A 16,222-nucleotide genomic window follows, 5' to 3' on the forward strand; every position below is an offset into this window, starting at 1 on the left:
TGTCAGGGGCATGGCCGGCCTAGCCCGCCCACGGCACGCCAGCGCCCGCCTTCCAACGCTTACCAGGCCGCCATCGGTGTCTTATAATAATTATTGAGGCATGAAAATCAGGCGTATGCCTCCCGGCCCCCTCATGTACCGGGGCGGGGCGGCGCCAGGTCTGGTGCAATTTTCCGGGAAGGAGGCGCCCATGCCACAAGAGCACATGACGCCCGAGCAGATGCGCCAGGAGATCGCCCGGCTGCGCGAGAGCCTGCGCCAGGCGCAACTCCTCGCCGGCGCGGGCCCGCCGGACGATCCCATCCCCCAGGAAGCGGATTTCTACACCCTGGCCCAGACCGTTTCCGCCGCCATCTTCATTCTTCAGGACGACCGCTTCGTCTACATGAACCCGGCGGGCGAGGGTCTGTGCGGCTACACCAAGGAGGAACTGGCCCAACTGCCTTTTTGGCAGATCATCCATCCCGAGTTTCGCCAGATGGTCAAGGAGCGGGGCCAGGCCCGGCTAAGGGGCGAAGAGGTTCCCGGCCGCTACGAATTCAAGATCGTCACCAAGGACGGCCGGGAGCGCTGGGCCAACTTCACCGCCGTGGCCATCACCCATCAGGGTCGCCCCGCGGTGTTGGGCACCGCCTTTGACATAACCGAGCACAAGGACGCGCAGAAAGAGATCAAGGAATCGCGCAAGCGTCTGGCCGACATCATCAACTTCCTGCCCGACGCCACCTTTGCCATCGACCGCCAGGGCCATGTGCTGGTCTGGAACCGGGCCATCGAACAGATGACCAAGGTGAAGTCCCAGGACATCCTGGGCAAGGACGACCACGAGCACGCCCTGGCCTTTTGGGACGAGCGCCGCCCCATCCTGGCGGACCTGGCCATGGAGTGGGACCAGACCTATGAGGACCGCTACCCCTTTGTGCAGCGCGAGGGGCACACCCTGATCACCGAGACCTTCGTGCCCAAGATCCCCGAAAACGGGGCCCACCTCTGGGCCAAGGCCACGGCCCTGTTCGACTCCCAGAACAACATCGTGGGGGCCATCGAGACGGTGCGCGACGTAACCAAGCGCAAGGCCATGGAAGAGGCCCTGCGCGCCTCGGCGGCCAAGCACCGGGCCCTGGTGCAGAGCCTGCCGGTGGGCATGATTTCGGTGGACCCGGATTTCCATATCACCGAGATCAACTCCCAGGGCGAGAAGATCCTGGGCTACAGCCAGAAGGAGGTGCTGGGCCGGCCCTGCGGCGAGGTGCTCAGGGCCGAGGTGTGCCACGGCCAGTGCCCCATACGGGGGGCCCTGAACCGGCGCGAGCCCACCGGGCCCATCGACACCACCTTCCTGGCCAAGGACGGCGCCCGCAAGGCGGTGCGCCTGAGGGCGGCGGGCCTTTACGACCTGGAAGGCAACCTGGTGGGCGGGGTGGAGATATTCCAGGACATCACCGAGCTCAAGGCCATGGAGCGCGAGCGGGCCAACCTGGTGAGCATGTTCGCCCATGACATGAAGAGCCCCCTGGTGGGCATCCAGGGATTCGCCCTGCGCCTGCTCAAGAAGGCCGAGGACAGCACGCCGGAAAAGCAGCAAAAGTACTTGGAGATCATAAGGCGCGAGGCGGCGCAGCTGGAAAAGATCATCAACGACTTTTTGGACTTCACCCGCCTGGAGACCGGCAACCTCAAGCTCAACTTCAGCGCGGTGCATCTGGACAAGGAGCTGTTGGAGCTGTTGGAGTCCTTCCAGGCCCGCTTCGATCAGGCGGGGGTGAAGCTGGGCATGCACGGCACCGAGAACCTGCCGGTGATCCAGGCCGACGCGGCCAACCTGCGCCGGGCCTTCACCAACCTTATCGACAACGCCCTAAAGTATTCCCAGGCGGGCACCCAGGTGCGCATAGAGGCCGAGACCTCCGACGACACCGTGACCCTGCGCTTCATGGACCAGGGGGCGGGCATCACCCCCGAGGAGTTGCCTTACATCTTCGACATGTTCTACCGGGCGTCCAGCCACGGCAAGCAGCCGGGGCACGGGCTGGGCCTGGCCGGGGTGGAGGCCATCGTCAAGGGCCACGGCGGCCAGGTGTTGGTGAGCAGCGAGGTGGGCCGGGGCTCGGTGTTCAGCGTGGTGCTGCCGGTGAGCCAGCCGGAGAGCGATCCGGCCGCCCCGCCGCCGCAGCCGTTGCGGGCGTTGGTCTGAGTTCTACCATTGGTGCGTCCCGGCCGGCCTCGCCGGCCGGGACGACGCCTCAGCAATAGCTGTCCAAGACTTTTTGCATGGCCCCGTAGTCCACCTCCTGTGTGGCCAGGGGGCCCTTGTCCAACACCGGGAAATAGGAGTCAAAGGCCGGGCGGTCGTTGGTGTAGATCACCCCGATGGGAATGCGCTCGCCGAACTCGTAGCTCAGGCGGATGGCCGCGTCCCAGTCCGCGGGATCGTGCTCCGCCTCTTCCCCCAGCTTGTACACCCGCTCTTTGTACCACTGGTAGGTGTTGAGCTTGTTGAAGGACACGCAGGGCTGCAGGATGTCCACCAGCGACAGGCCGGGGTGGGCCAGGGCCTGCTTGATGAGCCCGGCCAGGTGCTCCACCTCCCCGGCGAAGCCCCGGGCCACGAAACCCACGTGCATGCTCACCGCCACGGCCACCGGGTTGAAGGGGTAGGAGTGCACCCCGGTGGGCTGGGCCTTGGTGTGCATGCCTTCCAGGCTGGTGGGGCTGGCCTGGCCCTTGGTCAGGCCGTAGATCTGGTTGTCGTGGGCCAGCATGGTCACGTTCACGTTGCGCCTGAGCGCGGCCAAAAAGTGGTTGCCCCCCTCGCCGTAGTTGCAGCCGTCGCCGCTGGTGGCGATCACCTTCAGGCCGCTGTTGGCCAGGCGCGCCCCTGTGGCCGCGGGCATGGAGCGCCCGTGCAGGCCGTTGAAGCAGTTGCAGCGCAAATAGTGGGGGGTCTTGGCCGCCTGGCCTATTCCGCTGACCAGAAGTATCTGGTGCGGCTCCAGGTCGCTGTCGGCCAGGGCCTGGATCAGGGCCTTGCGGATGGAGAAGTTGCCGCAGCCCGGGCACCAGGCGGTTTCCACCTCGCCGTATTGTTTTATATCCACCATGATCGCCTCTCCGCCTAGCTGGCCAGTTGGCGCAGGATGTATTCGGGGGTCAGGTTCAGGCCGTCGTAGCGCCCGATGAAGCGCTGCGCCGCGATGCCCGCCTCTTTCTTGAGCAGGCCCGCGAACTGCCCGGTGGCGTTGCCCTCGATAACCACCACCTGGCCCGCCTTTTTGAAACGCTGGGCGAACTGGGCGGGCGCCAGGGGCCACACCTGGCCGAAGTGGCAGGTGGCCACGCTCTGGCCTTCCTCGGCCAGGCGGCGGGCCGCCTCGGCCACCGGCCCTTGGCTGGAGCCCCAGCTCACCAGCAGGGTGTCCGCGTCCTCGGGGCCGCTGAACTCCGGGGCCTGGGTGTCGGCCACGAGGCCCTTCATCTTGGCCATGCGTTTGTCCTGCATGCGCACCCTGAGCTCCAGGTCCTCGGTGATGTGGCCCTCTTGGTCGTGCTCATCGCTGTCGGCCACCACCAGCTCCGGTCCCAGGCCGGGCAGCCGCCGGGGGGAGACGCCGCCCTCCGTGATCTCATAGCGCCGGTAGTCCTCGCCCTCGGCCCCGCCCCCTCCGGGGCGCACCGGGGAGAGGCCGCTCAGGTCCAAGGGCTCCAGGGCCCGGAGGCTGTCGGCCAAGAACTGGTCGGTGAGGATGAACACCGGGGTCTGGTATTTCTCGGCCAGGTGCAGGGCCTGGTAGCCCGCGGCAAAGCACTGCTTCACCGAGCCGGGGGCCAGGATGGCCCGGGGGAACTCGCCGTGGCCGCCGTGCAGGGCGAACAACAGATCGCCCTGTTCGGTGCGGGTGGGCAGGCCGGTGGCCGGGCCGGGGCGCATGGCCACCGCTATAACCAGCGGGGTTTCGGTCATGCCCGCCAGAGACACCCCCTCGGTCATCAGGGCGTAGCCCCCGCCGCTGGTGCACACCATGGCCGGGGCCCCGGCGTAGGACGCGCCCAGGGCCATGTTGATGGCCGCGATCTCGTCCTCGGCCTGCTCGTAGACCACCCCCATCTGCTCGGCGTGGGAGATAACGGTCAGGGCGATGGCCGTGGAGGGGGTCATGGGGTAGAAGGCCAAAAACTTGAGCCCCGCCGCCAGGGCGCCCAGGGCGATGGCCTGGTTGCCCCCCAGCATCATGCGCTTTTCCCCGGCCTGGGCCGGGGCGGGCGGCTTGAGGGTGTGGGTCTGGCCCTGGGCCCAGGCAAAGGCCTTTTCCAGGGCCTGGTTATTCTCTTCGACCACCTTGTCGCCCTTTTTCTTGCCGATGGCCGCCTCCAGGGTCTGGGCCACCAGCTCCCGCTCCAGGCCCAGCAGGCTGGCCGCCACCCCCAGGGCCACCGTGTTGAGGTAGCGCTTGTCGGCCAGCTCCTCGTAGGGCACGTTCAGGCAGGGGGCCTGGCCGCAGGTGAAGCCCGTTTCGGCCACCACCGCCGAGTCGGGGTTGAGCTCCCCGGCGTGGAGGTCCAGAGTCTGTTGGTTCAGGGCCACCAAAAGATCCACCCCCTCGCAGGGGCTGTCCAGCTTTTGGGATGAAAACCGAATGGTGAAGGTGTTGTGGCCCCCCCGCACCCGGGACATGTAATCCTGGGTCACCAGGATGTGGTAGCCGCTCTTCACCAGCGCCTTGGCCAGGACCTGTCCCACGGTGACCAGGCCTTGTCCGGCCTCGCCGCCGATCATCAGATTCATGCTGTCATGCGACATAGGGTTACCCTTCCGCAAAATAAAACACCGCCCTGTCAAATCGGAGCGGGTCGATCTCGGCTCTCATTACATGGTAGCAAAGCGCGCCCGGCCACACCAAGCACGTACGCTCGCACCGGTTGCCGTGGCGGCGATTATATGGGAACCTTGCACTATGGGGTCCGCGTCGGACCGCCCTTACAACGCTCAGGAGGGTTAACCAAATGAAAAGCCTGTTGGCCGTCTTGCTTGCCGTGGCCGTGTTGGCCGCCTTCACCCCGGCCCTGGCCGCCTGGCAAGTGATTAACCAGCAGATACTGCCCGGCTCGGGCCATCCCGAGTCCGTGGCCTATGATGCAAAGAACCAGGCCCTGTACATGAGCAACTTCGGCGAAGCCTTCAAGCCCACCCTCAAGGACGGCAAGGGCTATATCAGCAAGCTGGATATTCAGGGCAAGCACCTGGAGACCCACTTCCTGCCGGGTCCGGGGGACAAGCTCAACAAGCCCAAGGGGTTGTGGGTGGAACACGGCCGCCTGTGGGCCGCGGACATCGACTCGGTGTGGTGCTTTGACCTCAAGACCAAGAAGGGCCGCCGCTTGGCCCTGCCCCAGGCCCAGTTCGCCAACGACGTGGCCGTTAACCAGGGCAATCTCTACGTCAGCGACACCAACGCCGGGTGCGTATATCTGGTGCAACCGGCCGATTTTCTTGACACCGAGCCCAAGGTGCGGGTGATGCTCAGCCCCACCGGCTTCCACCCCAACGGGCTGTGGCCCGCGCAGGGCGGCGGGGTCTACATCGTGGCCAAAAAGGATCTGGAAGGGCCCGGCGGGCTCTACCAGGCCCGCGACGTGGGCCAGATGAGCAAGCTCAAGGGCGACCTGGGACGCCTGGACGGCGTGGCCATGCTGCCGGACGGCTCCTTCCTTTACACCGACTGGGCGGGGGGCGGCCTGTTTTTGCTGAGCGGCGGCGGCGGACCGATCAAGCTGGTCGGCGGTTTCAAGGGCCCGGCCGACTTCGCCGTGGTGCCCCGGGGCAAGGGCTACCTGGTGGTGGTGCCCGACCTGGTCACCGGCGAGCTGCATCTCATCGAGATCGCCAACAAGTAAGCCCGCTTCACCGGCCATCCCCCCCCGGCCCAGCCAGGCGCCGCCAGACAAGGCGTCCGGCAAGCGAGGACCGCAGGCGTAGTCTGTACTACGTCGAGGACCTGAGCGCAGCCGGCAACACCGTATGGCGGCGGCTGGCTGGGCCGGGTCTAGTCTCTTTTCAAGAAGCTGAGCAGGTATTCCCCGTTGGGGGTGTTGCGCTCCAGGGCCACCTCCTGGGCGCTCAGGCCCATGGCCAGGCCCAAAAGCTGGGGATAGAGCACCGGCCCCTCGATGAACTCGCGCTGGGGCGGCGGCCCGGCCAGGGAATAGGCCCACTCGGCCTGCATCTGGCTGTAGGCGCAGGCGATCACCAGGATGTCCGCCTTGGCGTCGCGGGCCTCGCTCAGGCGCTTGCGGATGGTGGCCAGGGCCAGATCCTCGTTGCGCTCGCGCACCGGGGCCCCGCAGCAGCTGAGGCGGCCGGCCCAGGGAACCGGGGTGGCCCCGGTCACCTTCACCAGGTCGTCGATGAGGTGCAAATTGCTGGGGTCGTCGAAGTGGGTCACTTCGCTGGGGCGCACCGCGTGGCAGCCGTAGAGGATGGCCGCCCGCAAGAGCTCGTAGGGCCTGACCACCCGCCGGCCCAGCTCGGCCAGCCCCACGTCGTCGTGCAGCACCTGCAGGATGTGCTTGACCACCACCTTTCCCTGATAATTCAGGCCATCGGCGGCCAGCTCGGCGTTGACCTCGGCCATGAGCTCGGGCTTGTCGGCCAGAAACTTCTGGGCCCGCTTGAGCGCACCGAAGCAGCACTTGCAGGGGGTGGTGATGTCCAGCCCCCGGGCCTCGGCCAAGGCCAGGCCCCGGGCGGCGCTGAGCAGATAGGAGCGGAAATACAGGTGACGCATGGGGTAGCCGCAGCAGGGGAATTCCAGGTCCACCAGCTTCACCCCCAGATCGCCCAGCACCCGGCGGGTGGCAGTCTCGTAGTGGGGCACGTAGTAGGGGATCTTGCATCCCAGGAACAGGGCGTAGGTCATCAGCAACTCTCCCCTTGCCCCTGCCGGGCGGCGGCCAGGTTGCGTAGTTCGTAGAGCACGTCCGCCACCTTGACCCCCTGGGGGCAGGCCTCTTGGCAGCGGTAGCAGGTAAGGCAATACCAGGTCATGCGCGCGCCCATGGCCTCCTCGGACAGGCCCAGGCCCAGGCTGTGCATGATCTGGTGGGGCAACATGTCCAGCTCCTTTACCGGGTCGTCATAGGAAAACACCACCGGGCAGGAGTTGGAGCAGGTGGCGCAGCGGTAGCATCCCCGGAAGGTCTCGGCCTGGACCGTCAGGCCCAGCTCCCGGGGAAACTCGCTGTGGCCCAGATGGATGGGGACCAGGTTGCGGCTGTCCCCGGCGGTCTCGTCCGCCCGCTTGGCCACCTCCCGGACCGGAGGGCCATAGCCCATCTCCGCCAGGTCGTCCTTCATGGCGAACCACAGGTCCTGCAGGTTGATGCCCACCGGACACAGGCGGGTGCAGCGCAGGCAGCTGGTGCACAGGTAGGCCCCCTGGCGCATGACGTCCAGCGCCTCGTCGTGGCCCGCCGTGCCCCTGGCCAGGCGGCCCAGGGCCAGGAGCTTTTCCGAGGGCAGGACGCTCAGGTTGGGCACGTGCCGGAGCGCCTCGGCCACCGAGCAGTGCACCGAGCAGGCCCCGCAATGGGTGCACACGTCCAGCTCCAAGGCCCGCACCAGGGCCCTGGCCGCCGGGTCCATGGCCTCGCGGGAGCCCGCCGCCCGGATGGTGAGCAACAGGGGACCGGTGAAGATGTGCAGCAGCTTGCTGAAGGGCAGCAGGGCCAACCCGGCGAAAGCGGCCAAAAAGTGCAGGTAATACAGCCACAGCGCCGCCCGAACCGCCTCTAGCCAGGCGGCCAGGGGAGCCAGGAGACGAGACAGGGGCCAGGATACGAAGGCCCACTGGGGCCGATCGTGGCAGTCCACGCAGCTGTCGTTGTGCAGCTCCAGGCCCTGCTCCATCAACTCCAGCCCAGGGGGCACCTGCCCCTGGGGAAAGACCACTCCGTACTGCTCGCGCCACACCTGGCCCAGGGCGGCCCGCTCGCCGTCCTCGGAAAGCGTGCCGTACTCCTCGATCATGCTATCGAAGCTGTGCACGCTGATGATCTTGGCCCCTTCCAAGGCGAAGCCCGAGAGCACCAACAGGGCCAGCAGGCCCAATACGGCGCGGTCGGCCCAGTGGGTGGTGCGCCGGAGGCCGGGGGTGCGCAAACGGCGCCACATGGCCATCAGCGCCCCGGCCAGAAGCATGGCCCCGAACAGGTTGCGCAGGAAAAGCCAGGGGTTGAGGGTGGCGGTGAAGCTGGGGACGATGAGCGGCCCCAAAGCGTGCAAAAAGATCAGGCCCAGCATGCCCCAAAAGATGAGCATATGGGCGGCCCAGGCCCAGCGGCTGTGCCCCAGGCTGCGGCGCTGCAACAGGCCGTCCAGGAGCAACGCGGCCAGCATGGGCAATGCCCGGCGGCTGGCCAGGGCGCGGCCCAGGCCCTTGAGCGAGGCGCTCAGTCTCTCAATGGGGGTGTAATTGCGGGAATCAGGCCCGATGGAGGTGGTCAGCCAGCGCCACAGCCGGTAGGCCAGGCCCAGGACCAACGCGGCCAGGGAGATGTTGAGAGCCAGGTCAAAGAACATGGGACGATCCTCCGCGCTCGCGGAAAGTTACCGGTCAAGCCATCGGTCCGATGGCTACGCATCCGGCGCTCCCTAGTCTGTGAGCCGTCCACCCTCCGGGCCGCCTCTCCCTTCCTCCCTGGCGAGCGGCCCTCTCTCACAGCGCGCGACTTTAGAAGCCAAAGCATACCAAAATAATATGCTTTAACTATAGCACCTCTTCTTATTCGGTCAAAACAAGTGGTCGCCGGTTGACTACCGGCGACCCATGGTTTCAACTATAAACAGCATCGGAAAAATTCGCCACTTTTAGAAAGGGAGGATCTCGCCATGCCTCTTACCGGCAAGCGCATCGCCGTGTTGACCGAAGACATGTTCAATGAATTCGAGCTGATATACCCCTACTACCGCCTCCAGGAGGCAGGAGCCGCAGTCACGGTGGTGGGCTCGGGCGGGGGCATCACCTACCACGCCAAGAGCGGCCTGTCCTTTGTGAGCGACAAGGGCAGCGGCGAGGTGAGCGCCAATGATTTCGATGGGCTGGTGATACCCGGCGGTTACGCGCCGGACCACATGCGCCGCCACAAGGCCACGGTGGCCCTGGTGCGGGAGATTTTCGGCCAGGGCAAGCCGGTGGGGACCATCTGCCACGCCGGTTGGATGCTGGCCTCGGCCGGGGTGCTCCAGGGCAAGCGCTGCACCAGCTTTTTTGCCATCAAGGACGACATGGTGCACGCCGGGGCCCAGTGGGAAGACGCCGAGGTGGTGGTGGACGGCAACCTGATCACCAGCCGCGCCCCGGACGACCTGCCGGCCTTCATGAAGGCCTACATCGCCGCCTTCGCCTAGGCAGGGGGGGCCGGCTCTGCTATAACCTCCAGCATGACCGCCCCCTACCTATCACTCAAGCCCCTGGTGCCCTGGCGGCAACTGCCCCGGCCCATACCCTGGGAGCAGGTCTTCGGCCGCCGGGCGCCCCTGGAGCTGGAGATCGGCTGCGGCAACGGCGAGGTGCTGGCCCGCCGGGCCGGGGAGCGGCCGGAGGCGAACCTGGTGGGCCTGGACCTGGATTGGGTCTCGGCCCGGCGGGCCCTTCGGCGCATAAACCTGGCGGGCCTGGACAACGCCAAGGTGGTGCAGGCCGAGGCGGCCCTGGGCCTGGAGCGCCTGTTCACCCCCCAGAGCCTGGCCGGGGTGTGGTGCCTGTTCCCCCGGCCCTGGCCCAAGCCCAGCGACGCCCGGCACCGCCTGTTCTCCACCCGTTTTTTGCACCTCTTGAACAGCCGCCTGGCCCCGCAGGCCGCCTGCCGCCTGCTCACCGACCACGAGCCCTTTGCCGACTGGGTGATGGGCCAGGTGCCCGGCTCGGGCCTGGAGGCGGTGCGGCGCGAGGTGCCGCCCACGGTGGACAGCAAGTACGAGCGCAAGTGGCGAGGCCAGGGGCAGCGGGTGTTTTTCGAGCTTATTCTGAGCCAACGCGGCCACGTCGCCTGGCCCAACCCCGAGGAGCCGGTTTTGCATTACCCCCGTTTCGACGAGCTGGACCCAGCGGCCCTGACCACCTGGGAGGATTGGGGCGAGATCAGCGTCTTGTGCAAGGACGTGCTGCGCGACCAAGAGGCCGGTCGGGCCCTGATGCGCCTGGTGGTGCTGGAAGACGACCTGGAACAGGCCTTCTATGTGGAGGTGATGCCCCGACCCCAGGGGGGCTATCTGGTGCGCCCCGCGCCGGGCTGCGGGGTGCTGCCCAGTCTGGGGGTGCAGCGGGCCCTGGAAGTCACCGCCCAGCGTTTGAGCGCGGGTTAGCCTGGGTCGCATTAAAACCGCACCGGCCTTTAAAGAGGTGGAGAAAGGTAAAAAGCGTTATTAGGCGGGTGCATGCACCTTGGGCGCGGGGCTGGTTGTCGGGTGGATTCGGCCGACGCCCTTGTTAGGGGCGGGCCGCTCGTGGGTCATGGGGCGGCGCAATTGCAAAGCCTCGGCCACCAGCCGAAGGTTGTTTCTTGCCCTCCAAACTCTTTTCTTCTCAGAACGCGGCGACGACAAAAGGCGCGGGCGAATTGCTGTCGCTAATCACTCTCCGGCAGCTCGGCCTCGCTCTTCATGAACTCCCGCATCAGCACCGTGGCGTAGGAGCCCTTGGGCAGGCTGAAGCCGAAGACCAGGCCCTCGGGGCTCTCGGCGATGCTCAGGCCCTCCACGCTCAAACGGGCCACCCGGCGGCTGCCCATGAGGCCCGACTTCTTGAGCGTGGCCTGATCCACCTCTTCCTCTTCCAGAATCTCCCGCTCATAGGCGGCGGCGGGCTCGTTGGGCCAGCGCATCTTCTTGCCGAACATGGGGCCGGTATAGGTGATCTGGCCCGCGTCCAGGCGGGGTTGCTCCAGGGCCGCGTCGTCGGTGGTGAACATGCCTCCGGTGTCGGTCTTCTTGGCCAGGTCCCCGCCCACCAGGCGGGCGAAGTCCCCCCGCTCGATGCGCCGGGCCAGCCAGGCGTTGAACAGGGCCGACTGCCAGGCGTTCAACAGCAGCTTGCGCAGCCACTTGTCGCGCGGTCCCCGGCCGCCCAGGGCCCGGCGGCCTTGGAGGGCGTTGTCGCCTTCGCGGCCGAAGCGCTGGCTGCCGTAAAAGTTGGGCAGGCCCCGCTCGGCCACCGCCGCGGCCACCGCCTGGGCCGTGGCCAGGGCCCCCTCACCCACCCCGGTGAGCAGGATGGTGAAGCGGTTGCCCAGCAGATGGCCGGTCCTGAGCTTGTTCTGGTGGCGGGCGGCGTCCAGCACCTCCACCTCCAGCTCCTGAGCCACCTTGCGGGCCGCCTCCTGGGGCGCGGGGCTCTCCAGGGGCAGGGAAAAGCTCTGCACCGCGCGGGCCTGTTTGTCCTTGAGCCCGGCAAAGCCCACGTCCCGGGGGGGCAGATCGAAAAGCCAGGCCAGGCGGTCGGCCAGCGCCCGGGTGGTCATGCCCTCGCGGGAGATGCGAAGGTGCAGATGGGGGCCCACCCCTTCGGGCAAATACAGGGGGATCTCCTCCACCACGAAATGGGCGGGCTCGGCCTTGAGCTCCCCGCCCACGCCGGGCAGCTCCGGGGTGATGAAGGGCGGCGGCCCCATTTCGCTGGGCAGCGGGCTCATGCCTCCCCCTTGCCCTTGTAGGTCTCCAGGTACTCCTTGAGCCGCAGCTTGCGCCGGGTGTTGGCGCTGGTCATGTAGCGCACCTTGCCGAACACCGGGCGCTCGGGCCAGGGATGGTCGAAGCGGCCCAACACCCAGAAGATGCCGCAGACCGAGTTGGGGTCGCGGCCGTCCAGGGCGTAGCGGTCGTTGAGCTCCAGCATGGCCGCCAGGGCCAGCTTGGCCGAGCTGCTCCAGGCCAGGATGTTCTTGCCCCAGAGCATGCGCAGATAGTTGTGCACCACCCCCTCGCGCAAAAGCTGGCGCTGGATGGCGTTCCACAGGGTGTCGTGGGTGCGGGCCTGGCGCAACAGCTCCCGGCCGTAGACGTAGCTGCGCTCGTCCTCGGCGTGTTGGTGCAGGGTCTGCACGGCCCATTCGGGCAAGGAGGCGTACTGGTCGTAGTCCTCGGGGCGGTACTTGCAGAAGTTGTAGCTCAGCTCCCGCCAGGTGATGAGCTGGTCCAGAAAGGCCTCGGCCCCGGGGCTCATGCCCCACCAGCCCTCGCGGCGGCCCTGGGCCCCGGAGCCCAGGCGATCGGGCGACCAGCCCTCGGCCTCGGCCACCCCGGCGAACACCTGGTGGGGAGAGATGTGCCCGAAATGCAAAAAAGGGCTCAGCCCGCTGGTGGCGTGGGCGTCGGGGTGGCGGCAGCCGTCGGCGTAGCGCAGGCGGCCGTCCTCCAAAAAGTGCTCCAGGCGCTTGGCCGCGGCCAGGGGGCCGCCCGCGATGGGCGAGGGGGCCACCTCGTGGTCCAGGGGCAGCCCGGCCAGGGCCTGGGGCGAGGCGGCCAAAAGGGCCGGGGTGGCCGGGGACCAGCGCCGTGTGATCTCCCCGGCCAGGCGGGCCTTGCCCGGCAGCCCCTCGGCCAGGGGGTCGGCCAGGGGCGGCTCGGCCAGGTGCACCGGCAGCAGGCGCTGCAGGATGCGGCGAAAGGCCTGGGCGCTGTTGTATTCGTGGCCCCCGGCGCACAGGGGCAGCAGGCCGCAGGAATCCACCGCCTCCAGGCGCACCTTGAGCTTACTTCCCGCGGCGGCCACCATGCGGGGCAAGAAAAAGGCGGGAAACTGGTCGGTGACCACCAGGCAGGCCTGCTCGGCCAGGGCCAGCAGGAGCCCCTTGCCCTCGCCGGGGGCGCGTTCCACGTAGGGATGGTAGCGCACTCCCTTTTGCTTGCAGGCCTCCAGGTTGTCGGCCATGCCTTGCAGGATGAAGGCGTGCAGGCGCTCCGAGGCATAGGGATAGTCGACGCGCAGGGCTTCCAGCACCACCAGGGGCTTGCCGAGCTGGCGGCACATATCCGCCGCCCGCTCCAGGCCATAGTTGTAGGCCGTGCGCCTGGCGGCGATCATCCAGTAGAGCACGTAGCTCCCATGGGTATCTATGGGGCGGTCGTTGACCGCCCGGATGCGGATCTTGGGTACGGGCACGTTTTCCTCCGGATGGGATAGCTTAGGCCAGGCGGGCGCCGGTAGCAAGAGCGTTGACACTTCCCGCCCCCGCCCCGAGAATGGGATTATGACGCCAAAGAGGGAGGTGGCCATGGCCCCGTATCCCCGCCCCGAAGTGGTGGTGAGCAAATGCCTGGGTTTCGAGGCCTGCCGCTACAACGGCGAGAAATTGCACGATGATTTCGTGGACGCCCTGGGCCCCTGGGTGCGCTGGCGGCCGGTGTGCCCCGAGGTGGCCATCGGCCTGGGCGTGCCCCGCGACCCCATCCGGGTGGTGGAAAAAGCGGGCCACCCCCGCCTGGTGCAGCCGGCCACCGGCCGCGACTGCACCGAGGCCATGGTGGCTTTCAGCGCCGAGTTCCTTAACAGCCTGGAAACGGTGGACGGCTTTCTTTTGAAAAGCCGCTCCCCCTCCTGCGGTCCCCAGGACGTGAAGATCTACTCCAGCCTCAAGCCGGGGGCCTCTTCCCGGCGGGGCCCCGGCATCTTCGGCGGCGAGGTGGCCCGCAGCTTCGCCAACCTGGCCGTGGAACACGAGGGGCGGCTGCGCAACTTCATCCTGCGGGAAAGCTGGCTCACCCGCCTGTTCACCCTGGCCGATTTTCGGCGCATGGCGGGCAGGGTCTCCATGGGTGGGCTGGTCAAGTTTCACAGCCGGCACAAGCTCTTGTTGATGGCCTACAACCAGCAGCAGCTCAGGATCATGGGCGCTTTGGTGGCCAATCCGGAAAAGCGCCCCACTCCGGACGTTATCGCGGTGTACGGTGACCACCTGGGCATGGCCCTGGCCCGCACCCCCAGCGCGGGGCGGGTGATCAACGTGCTCATGCACGCCATGGGTTATTTCAAGGATCAGCTCAAGGCGGCGGAAAAGGCCCTTTTCTTGGAGACCCTGGACAACTACCGCGCCAAAAAGCTGCCCCTGTCCGCCGCCCAGACCCTGTTGCGCTCCTGGATCGCCCGCTTCGGCTCGGATTACTTGGCCGGGCAGAGCTTTTTCGCCCCCTACCCCCAGGAGTTGGTGGAGATAAGCGACTCGGGCAAGGGCCGCGACCTGTAGGCCGCTGCGCCCAACAAAACGCCCCGCCGCGATGCGGCGGGGCGCGCTTGGTCGCGGATCAGGGCGGCCTATTTCTTCTTGGCCTCCTTGGCCTGGGGAGCCGCCGGGACACCCGCGCGGTGGCAGTCGCCGCACATGATGGGCCCGGTCTGGGGGGCCTTCATCTGAATGAGCTTGAGGTGGCAGCTCTTGCACTGCTGGTGGAAGGCCAGGGTGAGCGGCGTGGGGTTCTTGGCCGTGGCCGAGGGCTGGTGGCACTCGGAGCACTTGGCCTCTCCCCCGCCCTGGTTGGCCATGAACTTGTCGTACTCATGGTGGCAGGCGGTGCAGTCGTAGATATCCGAGTGCTTGGCGTGGCTGAACACCACCGGCGGCCGGTCCTTTAGCCCCTGCTCGGCGCTGGAGAGGGTCATGACGTCTTCCTGACCCAGCGCCAGGGGCGCGGCCAGGGCCAGCGTCAGGGCCGCGGCCAAGAGGGTGGTCATATACTTCATGGAGCTACTCCTCATCGTCTCCAGCCCCGCTGCGGGCTAGCTTCCCTGTACCTCGCCGGCCTCTTGCTCGGCCCCCTCTTCCACTTCCCGCTCGGCCTCGGCCTGCACCTCGGCGGCCTCGTCCTCGTCCTCCTCGGGCGGGATCATGCTCTCGGGAATGACCATGAGTTCGGTGATGATCTCCTTGAAGGAAACCACCTTGACCCCCAGCTCGTACTGCTTGTTGAGGTCGTTGATCTGGTCGAAGCAGTTGTGGCAGGGCACGATGACGTGGGTGGCTCCGGTGGCCCTGATCTGCTCGGCCTTGATCTTGCCCGAGGCCATCCGGAGCTTCTTGTAGGGAGGCCCCATGGGGATGAACCCCCCGCCGCCGCCGCAGCAGTGGTTGTGCTCGCGGTTGGGGGTCATGTCCACGAAGTCCTCGCAGAGCATGTTCACCAGTTCGCGGCCCACGTCCCACAGTCCCCCGTTACGGCTGACGTTGCAGGGGTCCTGGTAGGTCACCTTGGGCTTGAACTTGTGTTTGAGCTTTATCTTGCCTTCGCGCATGATGTCGCGGAACAGCTCCACCGAGTGGATCACCGGTACCGGCGGCTTGCCGCCGGGGATGCCCACCCAGTAGGGGCCCTCGAACTTGGCCGAGCGGAAGGCGTGGCCGCACTCGGTGATGACGATGTTCTTGACCCCCAGCTCCAGGGCCTTGTCGTACATGGCCTTGACCGGGATGGTGGCCACGGCGCGGTCGCCCGCGAACATGGCCAGGTTGGTGCTGTCCCAGCCGGTGCTGGGCACGGTCCAGTCCAGGCCGGCCACGTGGAAGATCTCGGCGGCCATGCCCACGTCCTGGGGATAGTACATGGGCTCGCGGGGGTTGACCGTGTACATGTACTCGGCTCCCTGTTTGTCCACCGGAATCTCCAGCCCGTAGACTTCCTCGCCGTACTCCTCGGCCATCCAGTCGCAGGTCTCGACCCAGTCCTCGTTGGCCATGGCCATCTGGTTGCCCGAGGTGCGGATGTTCTCGGTGGTGCGGGCCAGGCCCTCGGGCACCACCCCCTGGGAGTAGCACACCGCCCGGGCGGTGGCGATCATGGTGGCGATGTCGATGCCAAAGGGGCAATACATGGAGCAGCGGCGGCAGGCGGTGCATTGGCCCCACACCACCTCCTGGCACTTCTCCAAAAACTCGCGGCTCACCTCGCCCTTGGCCCGGTACATCTTGCCGATGGTGTTGATGGCCTTGTAGGCCGGGCTCAGCTTGGGGTCATTGTCGTGGGCCAGGTAGAAGAAGCAGCTTTCGGCGCACAGGCCGCAGCGCGAGCAGATGGACAGCCACATGCGCATGCGCGCGCCCTGGTTGGCCGCCAGGATGCTCTTTATTTTGCCCACGTTAACCGGCTTGGGCGCCTCGCTCTGGGGGGCGGCCGGAGGGCTTTCCTTGGGCTTTTCCGCCGCCGTTGGGGCTTCTGCGGTCATGAAGCAACTCCCGTGCT

The 16,222-nt window shown here is 67.0% G+C and carries 12 protein-coding genes and 1 pseudogene; 5 read left to right on the plus strand and 8 right to left on the minus strand.

Features of this window, described 5'->3' with window-relative positions:
• Positions 1-190 precede the first annotated feature (190 nt).
• Positions 191-2,194, plus strand: a complete 2,004-nt coding sequence (locus tag AACH32_RS17515) for a sensor histidine kinase (RefSeq protein WP_338602359.1) — start codon at positions 191-193, stop codon at positions 2,192-2,194.
• A gap of 49 nt (positions 2,195-2,243) precedes the next feature.
• On the opposite strand, the gene AACH32_RS17520 is transcribed toward AACH32_RS17515, so the two are convergent.
• Complete coding sequence (locus AACH32_RS17520; protein ID WP_338602362.1) at positions 2,244-3,101, minus strand: thiamine pyrophosphate-dependent enzyme; 858 nt, start codon at positions 3,099-3,101, stop codon at positions 2,244-2,246.
• Between the two features lie 14 nt (positions 3,102-3,115).
• Positions 3,116-4,798 carry a 2-oxoacid:acceptor oxidoreductase subunit alpha gene (locus AACH32_RS17525; RefSeq protein WP_338602365.1) on the minus strand — a complete coding sequence of 561 codons (1,683 nt, stop codon included), beginning with the start codon at positions 4,796-4,798 and terminating at the stop codon, positions 3,116-3,118.
• 203 nt (positions 4,799-5,001) lie between these two features.
• On the opposite strand from AACH32_RS17525, the gene AACH32_RS17530 reads away from it, so the two are divergent.
• On the plus strand, positions 5,002-5,892 hold the full coding sequence (locus AACH32_RS17530) for an SMP-30/gluconolactonase/LRE family protein (RefSeq protein WP_338602367.1): 891 nt from the start codon (positions 5,002-5,004) through the stop codon (positions 5,890-5,892).
• Positions 5,893-6,041: 149 nt separating this feature from the next.
• On the opposite strand, the gene AACH32_RS17535 is transcribed toward AACH32_RS17530, so the two are convergent.
• Positions 6,042-6,914 carry a CoB--CoM heterodisulfide reductase iron-sulfur subunit B family protein gene (locus AACH32_RS17535; protein WP_338602369.1) on the minus strand — a complete coding sequence of 291 codons (873 nt, stop codon included), beginning with the start codon at positions 6,912-6,914 and terminating at the stop codon, positions 6,042-6,044.
• Positions 6,914-8,575 (minus strand): 4Fe-4S dicluster domain-containing protein, encoded by a 1,662-nt coding sequence (locus AACH32_RS17540; RefSeq protein ID WP_338602372.1) that lies wholly within the window; start codon positions 8,573-8,575, stop codon positions 6,914-6,916. Before AACH32_RS17540 ends, AACH32_RS17535 begins: the two co-directional genes overlap by 1 nt.
• A gap of 309 nt (positions 8,576-8,884) precedes the next feature.
• Between AACH32_RS17540 and AACH32_RS17545 the strand changes: the two genes are divergently transcribed.
• Together AACH32_RS17545 and trmB are read left to right on the plus strand one after the other, a co-directional pair.
• Positions 8,885-9,403, plus strand: a complete 519-nt coding sequence (locus AACH32_RS17545) for a type 1 glutamine amidotransferase domain-containing protein (protein ID WP_338602374.1) — start codon at positions 8,885-8,887, stop codon at positions 9,401-9,403.
• A gap of 33 nt (positions 9,404-9,436) precedes the next feature.
• Positions 9,437-10,360 (plus strand): tRNA (guanine(46)-N(7))-methyltransferase TrmB, encoded by a 924-nt coding sequence (gene trmB / locus AACH32_RS17550; protein ID WP_338602376.1) that lies wholly within the window; start codon positions 9,437-9,439, stop codon positions 10,358-10,360.
• A 263-nt stretch (positions 10,361-10,623) separates the two neighbouring features.
• Here trmB and truD read toward each other — a convergent pair whose 3' ends face one another.
• Together truD and AACH32_RS17560 are read right to left on the minus strand one after the other, a co-directional pair.
• Positions 10,624-11,685, minus strand: a complete 1,062-nt coding sequence (gene truD, locus AACH32_RS17555) for a tRNA pseudouridine(13) synthase TruD (RefSeq protein ID WP_338602378.1) — start codon at positions 11,683-11,685, stop codon at positions 10,624-10,626.
• Positions 11,682-13,154, minus strand: coding sequence for a deoxyribodipyrimidine photolyase (locus AACH32_RS17560; protein ID WP_338602380.1), 1,473 nt, complete (start codon positions 13,152-13,154; stop codon positions 11,682-11,684). The genes truD and AACH32_RS17560 overlap by 4 nt, the downstream gene beginning before the upstream one ends.
• A gap of 112 nt (positions 13,155-13,266) precedes the next feature.
• Between AACH32_RS17560 and AACH32_RS17565 the strand changes: the two genes are divergently transcribed.
• Entirely contained in the window at positions 13,267-14,235 is a 969-nt protein-coding gene (locus AACH32_RS17565) for a YbgA family protein (protein ID WP_338602382.1), read from the plus strand.
• Positions 14,236-14,303: 68 nt separating this feature from the next.
• On the opposite strand, the gene AACH32_RS17570 is transcribed toward AACH32_RS17565, so the two are convergent.
• Entirely contained in the window at positions 14,304-14,729 is a 426-nt protein-coding gene (locus tag AACH32_RS17570; protein ID WP_338602385.1) for a cytochrome c3 family protein, read from the minus strand.
• A gap of 126 nt (positions 14,730-14,855) precedes the next feature.
• Positions 14,856-16,205, minus strand: a pseudogene (locus tag AACH32_RS17575) ((Fe-S)-binding protein); the annotation flags it as partial.
• Positions 16,206-16,222 lie beyond the last annotated feature (17 nt).

The organism is Desulfoferula mesophila (assembly GCF_037076455.1).
Lineage (GTDB): Bacteria > Desulfobacterota > Desulfarculia > Desulfarculales > Desulfarculaceae > Desulfoferula > Desulfoferula mesophila.

Bases quoted from the DNA above. Each gene is read 5' to 3' on its own strand.
- AACH32_RS17515 (WP_338602359.1), top strand. From the start codon at position 191: ATGCCACAAGAGCACATGACGCCCGAGCAGATGCGCCAGGAGATCGCC.
- AACH32_RS17520 (WP_338602362.1), bottom strand. From the start codon at position 3,101: ATGGTGGATATAAAACAATACGGCGAGGTGGAAACCGCCTGGTGCCCG.
- AACH32_RS17525 (WP_338602365.1), bottom strand. From the start codon at position 4,798: ATGTCGCATGACAGCATGAATCTGATGATCGGCGGCGAGGCCGGACAA.
- AACH32_RS17530 (WP_338602367.1), top strand. From the start codon at position 5,002: ATGAAAAGCCTGTTGGCCGTCTTGCTTGCCGTGGCCGTGTTGGCCGCC.
- AACH32_RS17535 (WP_338602369.1), bottom strand. From the start codon at position 6,914: ATGACCTACGCCCTGTTCCTGGGATGCAAGATCCCCTACTACGTGCCC.
- AACH32_RS17540 (WP_338602372.1), bottom strand. From the start codon at position 8,575: ATGTTCTTTGACCTGGCTCTCAACATCTCCCTGGCCGCGTTGGTCCTG.
- AACH32_RS17545 (WP_338602374.1), top strand. From the start codon at position 8,885: ATGCCTCTTACCGGCAAGCGCATCGCCGTGTTGACCGAAGACATGTTC.
- trmB (WP_338602376.1), top strand. From the start codon at position 9,437: ATGACCGCCCCCTACCTATCACTCAAGCCCCTGGTGCCCTGGCGGCAA.
- truD (WP_338602378.1), bottom strand. From the start codon at position 11,685: ATGAGCCCGCTGCCCAGCGAAATGGGGCCGCCGCCCTTCATCACCCCG.
- AACH32_RS17565 (WP_338602382.1), top strand. From the start codon at position 13,267: ATGGCCCCGTATCCCCGCCCCGAAGTGGTGGTGAGCAAATGCCTGGGT.
- AACH32_RS17570 (WP_338602385.1), bottom strand. From the start codon at position 14,729: ATGAAGTATATGACCACCCTCTTGGCCGCGGCCCTGACGCTGGCCCTG.